The 13071-nt window shown below is 63.8% G+C and carries 12 protein-coding genes; 11 read left to right on the forward strand and 1 reads right to left on the reverse strand.

Annotated features, from left to right (window positions below):
• Positions 1–9 precede the first annotated feature (9 nt).
• Positions 10–1371, forward strand: a complete 1362-nt coding sequence (locus EKN06_RS09080) for a sensor histidine kinase (RefSeq protein WP_127612580.1) — start codon at positions 10–12, stop codon at positions 1369–1371.
• Between the two features lie 9 nt (positions 1372–1380).
• Here the strand turns inward: EKN06_RS09080 and EKN06_RS09085 are convergent, their stop codons facing one another.
• Positions 1381–1833: an Lrp/AsnC family transcriptional regulator gene (locus EKN06_RS09085; RefSeq protein ID WP_127612581.1), complete on the reverse strand. Its 453-nt coding sequence runs from the start codon at positions 1831–1833 to the stop codon at positions 1381–1383.
• A 172-nt stretch (positions 1834–2005) separates the two neighbouring features.
• Between EKN06_RS09085 and EKN06_RS09090 the strand changes: the two genes are divergently transcribed.
• From EKN06_RS09090 to lspA, 10 genes are all read left to right on the forward strand, one after another.
• Positions 2006–3283, forward strand: a complete 1278-nt coding sequence (locus tag EKN06_RS09090; protein WP_127612582.1) for a thiamine pyrophosphate-dependent enzyme — start codon at positions 2006–2008, stop codon at positions 3281–3283.
• Positions 3284–3297: 14 nt separating this feature from the next.
• Positions 3298–4311 carry an alpha-ketoacid dehydrogenase subunit beta gene (locus EKN06_RS09095; protein ID WP_205693869.1) on the forward strand — a complete coding sequence of 338 codons (1014 nt, stop codon included), beginning with the start codon at positions 3298–3300 and terminating at the stop codon, positions 4309–4311.
• Entirely contained in the window at positions 4311–5579 is a 1269-nt protein-coding gene (locus EKN06_RS09100) for a dihydrolipoamide acetyltransferase family protein (RefSeq protein WP_127612584.1), read from the forward strand. Before EKN06_RS09095 ends, EKN06_RS09100 begins: the two co-directional genes overlap by 1 nt.
• A 99-nt stretch (positions 5580–5678) precedes the next feature.
• Positions 5679–6371: a 2,3-diphosphoglycerate-dependent phosphoglycerate mutase gene (gpmA, locus tag EKN06_RS09105; RefSeq protein WP_240654708.1), complete on the forward strand. Its 693-nt coding sequence runs from the start codon at positions 5679–5681 to the stop codon at positions 6369–6371.
• Between the two features lie 24 nt (positions 6372–6395).
• Positions 6396–6884: a 5-(carboxyamino)imidazole ribonucleotide mutase gene (gene purE, locus EKN06_RS09110; protein ID WP_127612585.1), complete on the forward strand. Its 489-nt coding sequence runs from the start codon at positions 6396–6398 to the stop codon at positions 6882–6884.
• Between the two features lie 16 nt (positions 6885–6900).
• On the forward strand, positions 6901–7971 hold the full coding sequence (locus tag EKN06_RS09115; protein WP_127612727.1) for a 5-(carboxyamino)imidazole ribonucleotide synthase: 1071 nt from the start codon (positions 6901–6903) through the stop codon (positions 7969–7971).
• The gene (locus tag EKN06_RS09120) at positions 7968–8486 is read left to right on the forward strand and encodes a dihydrofolate reductase (protein WP_127612586.1); all 519 of its coding nucleotides are present in this window, start codon (positions 7968–7970) and stop codon (positions 8484–8486) included. Before EKN06_RS09115 ends, EKN06_RS09120 begins: the two co-directional genes overlap by 4 nt.
• 37 nt (positions 8487–8523) lie before the next feature.
• Positions 8524–9450 (forward strand): bifunctional riboflavin kinase/FAD synthetase, encoded by a 927-nt coding sequence (locus tag EKN06_RS09125; protein WP_127612728.1) that lies wholly within the window; start codon positions 8524–8526, stop codon positions 9448–9450.
• 43 nt (positions 9451–9493) lie between these two features.
• Positions 9494–12520 carry an isoleucine--tRNA ligase gene (locus tag EKN06_RS09130; protein WP_127612587.1) on the forward strand — a complete coding sequence of 1009 codons (3027 nt, stop codon included), beginning with the start codon at positions 9494–9496 and terminating at the stop codon, positions 12518–12520.
• On the forward strand, positions 12520–13071 hold the full coding sequence (gene lspA, locus EKN06_RS09135; protein ID WP_127612588.1) for a signal peptidase II: 552 nt from the start codon (positions 12520–12522) through the stop codon (positions 13069–13071). Before EKN06_RS09130 ends, lspA begins: the two co-directional genes overlap by 1 nt.

Raw genomic sequence — 13071 nt, forward strand, 5'->3', positions numbered from 1 at the left:
GAAGCGCGCTTGACGCAAGTCCATCTGCTCGATTCGATCTTCACCCGGCTCGTTGCCTGGTCGATCGCGGTGTGTACGGCGGTGGTGCTGATCCTCGGCACGCTGGTCGGGGCCAAATTCGAACAGCTTTCGGTCGACATGCAGGAAGCGGCGGTCAATGCTGACATGGCCACGCTGCTCGATGCCTATCGCGACGGCGGGCAGGCGTCGCTGGCCAGCCGGATCGATGAACGACTGAATTTCCGCACCCCTTCCGGCAATGCCCCGCATTACCTGTTGGTGGCGGCGGATGGCCGGCGGGTCGCGGGCGACCTGACCGACTGGCCCGGCATCGATACTGGCGAAATGACCGCGATCCCCCTGCCCGACGGATCTTATGTCCATGCCCGCGCGGTCGATCTTCCGGCGGGCCAGCGCCTGCTGGTCGCGCGCGAATCGGCGATGGACGAAATGGTCCTCAACGAAATCGGCATCGCCTTTGTCATTGGCGGACTGTTCGTGGTGCTGGCTGTCGGCGTAGCCGGGCGGATTACCGCAGGCCGGCTTTCCAAGCGGGTCGGGCGGATCAATGCGGCCTTCAAAAATCCGGATGAACGGCGGCTCGAACGATTGGACCGGGACCGCAACGCTCAGGACGAGATCGGCGAACTGACCCGGCATTCGAGCGAGGCATTGCAGCGCCTGAACCGGCTGGTCGATGCGCACCGCGACACGCTCGACCAGATCGCGCACGAAATGCGCACGCCGCTGATGCATCTGGACGCACGCCTGTTGCGGGCCATCCGGACCGCGCCGGACGATGCCGCCGCGCAAGGGCTAGTCGATGCGCGGGGCGACATCCGGACGGTCATCGCGACGCTCGAATCGTTGCTCGACATTTCGCACAGCGAAGCCAATCGAGGCGATCCGCGCGGGCTGGAACCGGTCGATCTTTCGGCCATGATAGAAAATATCGCCGACCTCTATGCCGGCAGCGCCGAAGAAACAGGCCACCGCTTCGAAGTGGATATTGCCCCGGGCGTAACCGTGCGGGGCGAAGAAATGCAGCTGACCCGGCTCGTCACCAACCTGCTCGACAACGCGTTTAAGTATACGCAAAGCGGCGGAACGGTCTGCGTGGAACTCGTCGCCGAAGGACCGGTTCTGACCGTCGCCGACACCGGACCCGGCGTGCCGGTCGAAGATCGGGATCGCATCTTTGAAAGGTTTATCCGTGCGAAAGGCAATCACGGCGCCAGCGGCGGATCGGGCCTCGGCCTTGCCCTTGCCCGCGCCATCGCGCGCCGCCACGGGCTGGTGCTGCGGCTGAAACCCACCTTGCGTGGCGCCTGTTTCGAAGTGCGGCCAGAAAGCACCGTCGACGCAGGGTGATGGCGGCCGTCAGATGGGCAGCCGCGTCGTCAGCTTGATCCGGCGCATCGCAAAGCTGGAACTGACCGACGCGACGCCGGGGAGATGGACGAGCACCTTTTTCAGGAACCGCTCGTAAGCCTCGATACTGCCGGCTACCACGCGCAGAAGGTAGTCGCTGTCCCCGCCGACAAGGAAGCATTCCACTATCTGGGGGTGGTCCATCACCGCCACGGCAAAGCTTTCCAGCGTGTCTTCGTCATGCCGGTTGATGCGGACATTGGCAAAAACGTCGACGCCCAGCCCTACCTTGGCCTGATCGATCACGACTTCGCGCCCGGCAATGACGCCGTCGTCTTCCAGCCGCTTCAATCGCCGCCAGCACGGCGTGTGCGACAGGCCCACTTTATCGGCGAGCGCATTGATCGAAAGATCGGGCTCGGCCTGCAGTGTCCGCAGAAGCTTCCAGTCGATATCATCCATATTCTTTTCGCAATCGCACCATAACGCGCAATGACTTTTGCCTGAGATGGCAGGATTTGGGAAGAGTTTCCTCAAAGGGCCAATATTTTCCCGAAAATAAGGAAAACATCCCACGCACAGTGCGTTACACTGACGCGAGCGGCTCAATGTCCCGCCGCGAGAGGATGCACGTGTGACGAAATCGAATCTGCCCCGGCTCGAACTGCACATCCCCGAACCGCCGTCGCGGCCGGATACCCCGATCACGTTCGACCACGTCAATCGCGGCGAAGCGGGCGCGGTGCGCCGGCCCGACATTGCCGAGCATGAAAGCAACATGCGCGACTTGCCGTACGAGCTGATCCGCGTGCTCGACGACGACAACCTCGCTGTCGGCCCGTGGAATCCGATGCTTGCGCCCGAAACCCTGATCAAGGGCCTGCGCGCCATGGTCCTGTCGCGCGCATTCGACGACCGGTTGTTCCGCGCGCACCGTCAGGGCAAGACCAGCTTTTACATGAAGTCGACGGGCGAAGAGGCGATTTCCGCCGCGCAGTCGCTGGCGCTGGACAAGGGGGACATGTTCTTTCCCACTTATCGCGCGCTCGCCTGGCTGCACGCCCGCAATTATCCGCTGACGACCTTGTGCAACCAGATCTTTTCCAACGCCGAAGATCCGCTGGCGGGCAAGCAGTTGCCGATCCTGATGTCGGCGCGCGCTTACGATTTCTATTCCATATCGGGCAACCTGGGCGTTCGGTTCGTCCATGCCGTGGGCTGGGCGATGGCGTCCGCTTACAAGAACGATACGAAGATCAGCCTCGCCTATGTCGGTGACGGCACCACGGCCGAAGGCGACTTTCACGAAGCGATGACGTTCGCCGCCGCCTATCGCGCGCCGACGATCCTATGCGTCACCAACAACCAATATGCGATTTCCAGCTTTGCCGGATTTGCCGCGCCCGAACGCCTGCCCTTCGCGGCCAAGGCGCTGGCCTATGGTTTTCCGGGCATCAAGGTCGACGGCAACGACTTCCTCGCCGTGTGGGGCGCGACGCAATGGGCCGCCGAACGCGCCCGCACCAACAACGGCCCGACGCTGATCGAATTCTACACCTACCGCGCAGAAGGGCATTCGACGTCCGACGACCCCGGTCGCTATCGCCCCAAGCACGAGGCGGAGCACTGGCCGCTGGGCGACCCCGTCGAACGGTTGCGCGATCACCTTATCGCCATCGGCGCATGGGACATGGACCGCCATGCCGCGATGGAAGGGGAAACGAAAGAACAGGTGAAGGTCGCGGCCAAGGAGGCAGAGGCCATCGGCACGTTAGGCCAGTCGAAGCCGCCGATCGAGGAAATGTTCGAGGACGTGTTCGCCGAAAAGGATTGGCGCCTGAAGGAACAGCTGCGCGAGTTGAAGGCGCGCCGTGCCGCCCGAGCCGAAACGCAAGGGGGAGCGGGCGCATGACCGAGACGAAGAAGATGAACATGATCCAGGCGCTCAACAGCGCGCTGGACGTGATGATGACGCAGGACGAGGACGTGCTCGTCTTTGGCGAGGACGTCGGATATTTCGGCGGCGTCTTCCGCGTGACCGAAGGGCTTCAGGCGAAACATGGCCTGAAGCGCTGTTTCGACGCCCCGCTGACCGAAGGCGGCATTATCGGCAGCGCCATCGGCATGGCCGCGTACGGGCTGAAGCCGGTGCCAGAGATCCAGTTCGCGGACTATATCCTGCCCGCCTACGACCAGCTGGTGTCCGAAGCCGCGCGGCTGCGTTACCGGTCCAACGGCGAATTTTCGTCTCCCGTCACCGTCCGCACCCCCTATGGCGGCGGCATCTTCGGCGGACAGACGCACAGCCAGAGCCCGGAGGCGATCTTTGCCCATGTCACGGGGCTGAAGACGGTGATCCCGTCGAACCCCTATGACGCCAAGGGTCTGCTGATCGCGTCGATCGAATGCGACGATCCGGTCATCTTCCTTGAGCCCAAGCGACTTTACAACGGCCCGTTCTATGGCCGCCCCGACGAAGAGCTGAAAACGTGGGCCAATTCCGGCCTCGCCACGGCGGAAGTACCGGTCGGCCATTACGAAGTGCCGCTGGGCCGCGCCGCGCTGGTGCGCGAAGGCAGCGAGGTTACGGTGCTTGCCTATGGCACGATGGTCCACGTCGCCGCCGCCGGGATCGCCGAATCGGGCGTGGACGCCGAACTGATCGACTTGCGCTCCATCGTCCCGCTCGACATCGACGCGATCACCGCTTCGGTGCGCAAGACGGGGCGTTGCGTGATCCTGCACGAAGCATCGCGCTTTGGCGGGTTCGGCGGCGAACTGTCCGCATTGGTGCAGGAACGCTGCTTCGATTACCTTCGCGCGCCGATCGAGCGTGTGGCAGGATACGACATGCCGTACCCCCACGCCTTTGAATGGGATTATTTCCCGGGGCCGATCCGGCTTGCCGAAGCGCTTTTGAACGCCGTGGAGTATCGTTGATGGGCACGTACAAGTTCCGCCTGCCCGATATCGGCGAAGGCGTGGCCGAGGCCGAAGTCACCGCATGGCACGTGAAGGTCGGCGACCGGATCGAGGAAGACGACGCCCTGTGCGACGTGATGACCGACAAGGCGACGGTCGACATGACCAGCCCCGTCGGCGGCACGATCCGCGCTCTGCACGGCGAAGTCGGTCAGATGAAGGCCGTGGGATCGGTGCTGGTCGAACTGGAAGTCGAAGGCGAAGGCAATGTCGCCGACGAGGCGTCCGCAGCGCCGACAACGGTTTCCAACGAAGCCCCCGAACGCCCGACGCCGCCCCCTGCGCCGTCTTCTGCTCCCACACCGACGCCCGCTCCGGCGAGCAAGCCTGCTGCGCAGCGCCCCGCGCCCGCACCGACCGCGACTGAACAGGCCTGCTTCCCGCTCGCCGCGCCGGCCACGCGCCGCCGTGCGGCAAAGCTGGGTATCGATCTGTCGAAAGTGCCCGGCACCGGTCGCCATGGCCGGGTCACGCCCGACGATATCGAAAATTACCTCGGCGGCGGCGATCCGCGTTTCGCGATGCGCGGCGGGGTGGACGAGATCAAGATCATCGGCCTGCGCCGCAAGATCGCAGAACGGATGGAAGAAACCTGGCGGCGCATTCCGCACATCACTTACGTCGAGGATTTCGACGTTACGGCGATCGAGGAACTGCGCGAAGTGCTGAACCGGGAGCGCAAGGACGGGCAGCCCAAGCTGACCTTCCTGCCCTTCCTCGTGCGCGCGATCGCCCGCACCGTGCCCGACTTCCCGCACATCAACGCGCATTACGACGATGACGCGGGCGTGCTGCGCCAGCACGGTGCGGTCCATGTCGGCATCGCCGCCGCAACACCGGCGGGCCTGATGGTTCCTGTCGTGCGCCATGCCGAATCGCTCGACGCGTGGCAGACGGCTGAAGAAATCGCCCGGCTTTCCACCGCCGCCCGCGACGGCAAGGCCAGCCGCGAGGAACTGTCGGGTTCGACAATCACGATCACCTCGCTCGGCCCCATCGGCGGCGTGGTGACGACCCCGATCATCAACCGCCCCGAAACCGCCATCGTCGGCCCCAACAAGATCGTGGAGCGGCTCGAACGCCGGAACGGCGAGATCGTCACGCGCAAGGTGATGAGCGTATCGTCCAGCTTCGACCATCGCATCGTCGACGGATACGAAGCGGCGAAGTTCATTCAGGCGCTGAAGCGGCTGATCGAGAACCCGGCCCTGCTCTATATGGACTGACCAAATCGGACTAAGCGGCACCGGCGGGCCCATCGCACTTTTCAAACGCGCGCGCGAACGCTAGGGGCTGCGGCTCCCAGTCACGCAGGAGCCCGACCCTTGTCCGACGTCAACCTGATTCTAGTTCGCCACGGCCAGTCGCAGTGGAACCTGGAAAACCGTTTCACCGGCTGGTGGGACGTGGACCTGACCGAATTGGGAGAGGCCGAGGCCAAGGCGGCCGGCGAATTGATGGCGGCGACCGGCATGATGCCCGAAGTCGCGTTCACCTCCTACCAGACCCGCGCGATCCGCACGCTGCACATCGCGTTGCGCGCCGCCGACCGGCTGTGGATTCCGGAGACAAAGGACTGGCGGCTGAACGAGCGGCACTATGGCGGGCTGACCGGCCTCGACAAGCAGGAAACCCGCGACAAGCACGGCGACGAACAGGTGCACATCTGGCGCCGCAGCTTTGACATTCCGCCGCCGGTGCTCGAACGCGGCAGTGAATTCGACCTGTCGAACGACCCGCGTTACGCCGGGATCGACGTGCCGATGACTGAAAGCCTGAAAGACACGATCGCCCGCGCGTTGCCCTATTACGAACAGGCGATCCAGCCGGTCCTCGCAGCGGGCAAGACGGTCATCGTTTCGGCCCACGGCAATTCGCTCCGCGCGCTGGTCAAGCACCTGTCGGGCATATCCGACGACGATATCTCCGCGCTGGAAATTCCGACCGGGCAGCCCATCGTCTATCCCTTTGCCAACGGTCAGGCATCGGGCGAACGCTATTACCTTTCGGACGCCTGAGGGCGGGAAACGGGGAACGAAGACATGACGGCACCGGTCGCAATCGTAATGGGCAGCCAGTCCGACTGGCCGACCATGCGCCATGCCGCCGACATGCTCGACGCGCTGGGCGTGGCAAGCGACTGTCGCATCGTGTCGGCCCACCGCACTCCCGAACGCATGTTCGATTTCGCCAAGGGCGCGGCTGACGAAGGGTTCAAGGTCGTCATCGCGGGCGCCGGCGGCGCGGCGCATCTCCCGGGCATGATCGCTTCGATGACGCATCTGCCCGTGCTGGGCGTGCCGGTGCAGTCCAAGGCGCTGTCGGGTCAGGATTCGCTGCTTTCCATCGTCCAGATGCCGGGCGGAATTCCCGTGGGCACACTGGCCATCGGCGACGCCGGGGCCAAGAACGCGGGCCTGCTTGCCGCCGCGATCCTTGCCATCGGCGACGACGCGCTGGCCGAACGGCTGAAGGCTTGGCGCAAGGCCCAAAGCGACAGCGTGGCCGAACGTCCGTCGGACGGGAACTGACATGCCGCAAATTCCGGTGATCAAACCGGGCAGCACGATCGGCATTCTGGGCGGTGGGCAACTGGGCCGGATGATGGCGATGGCGGCTGCGCAACTCGGCTATCGCTGCCACATCTATGCGCCGGAATCGGAAAGCGTTGCCGCCGACGTTGCCGCGGACTTCACGCAAGGCTCTTATTCCGACGAAGCCGCGCTGGCCGCTTTTGCCGCGCAGTGCGATGTTGTCACCTACGAATTCGAAAACGTGCCCGTCGGCCCGCTTGCCGCGTTGGGCGATGTGCCGTTGCGTGCCAATGCGCGCGCGCTGGAAATCGCGCAGGACCGGCTGGCCGAAAAGAATTTCGTCGCCGATCTTGGCGGCACGCCCGCGCCCTATCGCGCGCTTGCGGACGAAACCGGATTGTTCAAGGCAATCGCGGCGATCGGCACGCCCGGCATCCTGAAAACCCGGCGCGACGGTTACGACGGCAAGGGACAGTGGCGCATCCGCGATGGCTGCGACGCCGACGAACTGACCGTTCCGCCCATTCCGATGATCTACGAAGGGTTCGTGCGCTTCGCGACCGAATTTTCGGTCATCATGGTCCGCGGTCTCGACGGGCAAGTGCGATTCTGGGACAGCGCCGCCAACGAACACGATGGTGGTATCCTGTCCCGCTCCACCGTCCCTGCGGGCCGCGTCGTCGTGGCGCAGGTTCCCGCCGCGCGAAAACTGGCTGCCGCGGTGGCCGAAACGCTAGACTATGTCGGCGTGCTCACGCTCGAATTCTTTGCGACCGACGATGGGCCGGTGTTCAACGAAATGGCGCCCCGCGTGCACAATTCCGGGCACTGGACGATCGAGGGTGCGATCACCAGCCAGTTCGAAAACCACATCCGCGCGATTTGCGGTCTGCCGCTTGGCGATTGCGGTTTGCGCGTTCCCGGTGCAGTGATGGACAACCTTATCGGAACGACGGCGGAGGAAGCCCTGCCCATCCTGAAAGACCCTGCCGCCCACCTGCACCTTTACGGCAAGGGCGAAGCGCGCGAGGGGCGCAAGATGGGTCACGTCACGCGCCTTATCCTGCAAGAGGCTGACGAGTGAAGGGGCCCGAACTGTTCATCGTCGTCGCGCGGGCAGCCAACGGCACCATCGGTGCACAAGGGCGCCTGCCGTGGCACATCCCGGCGGACCTTGCGCATTTCAAGCGACTGACGATGGGCGCGCCGATGATCATGGGGCGCAAAACTTTCCAATCGTTGCCCGGCACACTTCCGGGACGCCGCCACATCGTGCTGACCGGCAATCCCGATTGGACGCCCGGTGACGAAAACGGCGACGGTGAAGACGACGACGTCGAGATTGCGTCGAGCCTCGATGCGGCGATAGCCCGCGCCAACGGTTCGCGGATCGCGGTGATCGGCGGCGCGGCGGTCTTTGCCGAAGCGCTGCCCCGCGCCAGCCGGATCGAAGTGACCGAAATCCACCGTGAATACGACGGCGATGTCGCCATGCCCGCAATACCCCAGGACGAATGGGAAGAAGTCGCGCGCGAACATCATCCCGAAGTTGGAAAGCACCCGGCCTACAGCTTCGTTACACTGCGCCGCCGGGCCTGACCAGCCGCAAACGGACGACATGGACGCTCGACACGCGATGATGCGGCTCTCCTCACTCGATCCCATGCCCCCGCAATTGCGCGGCGCGGTGATGGCTCTCGGCAATTTCGACGGTGTCCATGCCGGACACCAGGCCGTGATCGGCAAGGCGGTCGAACTTGGCCGCGCCGCCGGTCGCCCCGTCATCGTCGCAACGTTCGATCCGCATCCCGTGCGCCATTTCAAGCCCGATGCCGCACCGTTCCGGTTGACCTCTCTGGACCAGCGGCAGGACCTGTTCGCAATGCTGGGCGCTGATGCGATGCTGGTCTTCACTTTCGATGCGGCACTGGCCCAGACGAGCGCGGAAGATTTCGTCGGCGTGCTGCTCGCCGAAAGGCTGGGCGTTTCTGCCGTCGTCACCGGCAGCGACTTTACCTTTGGCAACGGCAAGCGCGGCGATGTCGCGATGCTGGCGCGGCTGGGCGCGGACAGCGGGATCACCGCCCATGCCGTCTCTCCGGTTGTCGAACATGGCGAAGTCATATCCTCCAGCCGTATCCGCGACGCGCTTTGGGCGGGCGATCCGCAGGAAGCCGCGCGCCTGATGACGCGTCCTTTTGCGATTCGCGGCCCGGTCCTGCACGGCGACAAAGTGGGTCGGACCATCGGCTATCCCACCGCCAATCTCGACCTCGGCAGCTATATCCGCCCGAAATACGGGATCTATGCGGTGACTGGCCACTTGCCCGACGGGCGCGTGCTGAACGGCGCGGCCAATCTTGGCATCCGGCCCACGTTCGACCCGCCCAAGGAATTGCTGGAGCCCTATTTCTTCGATTTTTCGGAGGATCTTTACGGTCAGGAGATCGAGGTCGCGTTCCACCATTTCCTGCGGCCCGAAGCGAAGTTCGACGATCTCGACGACCTGACCGCGCAGATGGAACGCGATTGCGCCCGCGCGCGCGAATTGCTGGGCGCATAAGCGCGCTTTATCCGCGCGCCGCTTTGTTCTAGGTGCGCCGGTTATGACCGATAAGCCCAGCGCCGAAACCAGAGATTTCAAAGATACGGTTTTCCTGCCGAAGACCGATTTCCCCATGAAAGCCGGGCTCCCCGCAAAGGAGCCGGGCATTCTGGCGCGCTGGCAGGACATGGACCTTTACGCCAAGCTGCGCGACGCGCGCCGGGGCCGCGAGAAATTCGTGCTGCATGACGGCCCGCCCTACGCCAACGGCGACATGCATATCGGTCACGCGCTGAACCACGTGTTGAAGGACATGGTCGTGCGCACGCAAAGCCTGCTGGGCAAGGACGCGCCCTATGTTCCGGGCTGGGACTGCCACGGACTTCCCATCGAGTGGAAGGTAGAAGAACAGTACCGCAAGAAGAAGCTCGACAAGGACCAGGTTCCGGCAAAGGAATTCCGCGCCGAATGCCGCGCCTATGCGCAGCACTGGGTGGACGTGCAGCGCGAACAGCTGAAGCGGCTCGGCATCAATGCCGACTGGGACAACCCGTACCTGACGATGCAGTTCGAAAGTGAGGCGACGATCGTGGCCGAACTGCTCAAGTTCGCCACCAGCGGCCAGCTCTATCGCGGCGCGAAGCCGGTGATGTGGTCGCCGGTCGAAAAGACCGCGCTGGCCGAAGCAGAGGTTGAGTACGAGGACATCACCTCGACCCAGATCGACGTGGCGTTCGAGATCGTGGAATCGCCGATCCCCGAACTGATCGGCGCGCATGCGGTGATCTGGACAACGACGCCGTGGACGATCCCGGTGAACCAGGCGCTCGCCTATGGACCGGACGTCGATTACGAGATCGTGGAGTGGGGGGCACCGACGAAGCGATATCTGGTCGCATCGCCTCTGGTCGATGATTTCATCAAACGCCTTTCGGCCGAGATGAACCGCGACGAGGCGATGGATATTCCAGACGTCCCGGAGGATGACCTGCTTGCCCTCGGCAATATGCTCGACGACATGCCGCCTCCGCCGCCAGCCCGGCGCTGGAAAGGCCGCGAACTGGCGGGCACGATGGCGCGCCATCCGCTTGCCGTGATGTTCGACGATACGATCATGGATGGCGATGCGCAGGAACGGTTCGAACGCGAGCGCGTCGACGAAAGTTTTGCCCGGCTGGTCAATATCCGCGAGCATGCCCGCTATTGTTCCGAACTGTTCGACGGCGTGCTGTCCCCAGATTCGCCCAAAGCCGAATTCTACCTTCGCCCTCGCCCCTTCCTGCCCGGCGATTTCGTAACCACCGATAGCGGCACCGGCCTCGTCCACATGGCGCCCGACCATGGCGAGGACGATTTCGACCTGTGCAAGGCGCACGGGATCAATCCGGTTTTCGCGGTAGAGGGCGACGGCCGCTATCGCGAGGATTGGGCCTGGCTCGGCGGCATGGGCAGCGTGATAAACCCCAAATTCAACGCTCCTGATGGCCCTATCTGCCAGACGCTTCGCGAAGTCGATGCGCTCGCCTCGGCCAGTGCCGACTACCGGCATTCCTATCCACATAGCTGGCGGTCGAAGGCGAAGATCATTTTCCGCTGCACGCCGCAGTGGTTCGTGCCGATGGATCAGCAGCGCGGCGACGATGGCACCTTGCGCGAAACCGCGCTCAAAGCGATCGACGACACGCGCTTCGTGCCCGCAAAGGGGCGCAACCGCATCGGTTCGATGGTCGAAGGGCGGCCCGACTGGGTGCTTTCGCGCCAGCGCGCGTGGGGTGTGCCGATCACGCTGTTCGTGGATCGCAAGACCGGCCAGTACCTTAACGATCCGGCGGTCAACGAACGCATCGTCGCCAACATCCGCACCCACGGCGTCGACGGGTGGGACGAAGAATACGCCGCCGACCTGCTCGGCCCCGATTACGACGTGGACGATTACGAACGCGTCGCCGACATTCTCGACGTCTGGTTCGATTCGGGTTCGACCCATGCCTTCGTGCTCGAATCCGGCCGCTGGCCCGACCTGCAATGGCCGGCCGACCTGTACCTCGAAGGCAGCGACCAGCATCGCGGCTGGTTCCAGTCTTCGCTGCTCGAATCGTGCGGCACGCGGGGTCGTGCGCCCTATAACGCTGTCCTTACCCATGGCTTCACCATGGACGGCAAGGGCGAGAAGATGTCGAAGTCGAAGGGCAACACGATCAGCCCGATCGACCTGATGCGCGATTACGGCGCGGACATCATCAGGCTCTGGGCGCTGTCGGTCGATTATACCGAAGACCACCGCATCGGGCCCGAAATCCTGAAGGGCGTGGCCGACACTTATCGCAAGCTGCGCAACACTTTCCGCTATCTGCTGGGCGCGCTCGATGGGTTCGATGACGCCGAACGCGTCGACGTGGCCGATATGCCCGAACTGGAACGGTATGTGCTGTCCCTGCTCGGCGCGCTGGATGCGAAACTTCGGCAGAGCGTCGACGATTTCGACTTCAACACTTACACTCGCGCGCTTTCGGATTTCTGCAACGAAGACCTGTCGGCGTTCTTCTTCGATATCCGCAAGGACATGCTCTACTGCGACGCGCCGACGGACATGAGCCGCCGCGCCTATCGCACGGTGCTCGACACGCTGTTCCATGCGCTCGTCCGTTACGCCGCGCCGGTGCTGGTGTTCACGGCAGAAGAAGTGTGGGCCACGCGTTACCCGCAGGCGGACAGCGTCCACTTCCTCGAATGGCCGGAAGTGCCGGCGGCGCAGGCCGATGCCGCCCGCTGGGATGGCTTGCGCGCCCTTCGCGAAAAGGTGAACGAGGCGATCGAGCCTTATCGCCGCGAAAAAACCGTCCGCTCCAGCCTTCAGGCCGAAGTCGAAGTGCCCGCCGCGGCTGTGCCCGATGGTTTTTCGGACAATGATCTGGCCGAACTGTTCATCACCGCGACAGTCACGCGCGGGCAAGGCGACGGCGTGATCGTGAAGCCCACCGACATGGCCAAGTGTGGCCGCTGCTGGCGCCATCTTCCCGAAGTGGCGGAAGACGGCGACGCTTGCGACCGCTGCGATGCGGCGCTGGCCGGGATGGAAACCGCCTGATGTCGTTCCTGACCGCAAACCGGACCAAAGGCATCGTCCTCGCGCTGGCGGTGATGGTCGCCGACCAATTGCTGAAATGGTACGTCCTTGCCGTGCTCCAACTGCGCTCGGTCGGGGTAATCGATCTCTTGCCGTTCTTCGACCTGCGCTATGCGGAAAACCGGGGCATTTCATACGGTTTCCTCACTGCCGAAAGCCTTGAGAGCCGGATATTCCTGTTCCTGCTGACCGGCACCATCGCGTTGGCCGTGTTGATCTGGATGATGCGGGAACACAAAATGGGCGATATCGCCGCGCTGGCGCTGGTGCTGGGCGGGGCGCTGGGCAATATCATTGATCGCGTACGGTTTACGTTCGTGGTCGATTATGCCGATTTCCACCTTGGCGTATGGCGGCCCTTTGCCGTGTTCAACCTTGCCGATGCGGCGATCACGGGCGGCGTCGTTTTGCTGCTTGCCCGTTCGCTGCTGATACGCGAAAAGCCTTCGGGCGACGACGATACCGATTTTCAGGCCGACCAAGTCACGACGACTTCGCGGCCCACGGAGTGA

It is taken from the genome of Croceicoccus ponticola (assembly GCF_004004515.1).
Taxonomy (GTDB): domain Bacteria; phylum Pseudomonadota; class Alphaproteobacteria; order Sphingomonadales; family Sphingomonadaceae; genus Croceicoccus; species Croceicoccus ponticola.

What these genes read in the sequence shown, in the direction of transcription:
- EKN06_RS09085 (WP_127612581.1), bottom strand. Translation starts at nt 1,833, where the DNA reads ATGGATGATATCGACTGGAAGCTTCTGCGGACACTGCAGGCCGAGCCC.
- EKN06_RS09095 (WP_205693869.1), top strand. Translation starts at nt 3,298, where the DNA reads ATGAACATGATCCAGGCGCTCAACAGCGCGCTGGACGTGATGATGACG.
- EKN06_RS09100 (WP_127612584.1), top strand. Translation starts at nt 4,311, where the DNA reads ATGGGCACGTACAAGTTCCGCCTGCCCGATATCGGCGAAGGCGTGGCC.
- purE (WP_127612585.1), top strand. Translation starts at nt 6,396, where the DNA reads ATGACGGCACCGGTCGCAATCGTAATGGGCAGCCAGTCCGACTGGCCG.
- EKN06_RS09125 (WP_127612728.1), top strand. Translation starts at nt 8,524, where the DNA reads ATGATGCGGCTCTCCTCACTCGATCCCATGCCCCCGCAATTGCGCGGC.
- EKN06_RS09130 (WP_127612587.1), top strand. Translation starts at nt 9,494, where the DNA reads ATGACCGATAAGCCCAGCGCCGAAACCAGAGATTTCAAAGATACGGTT.
- lspA (WP_127612588.1), top strand. Translation starts at nt 12,520, where the DNA reads ATGTCGTTCCTGACCGCAAACCGGACCAAAGGCATCGTCCTCGCGCTG.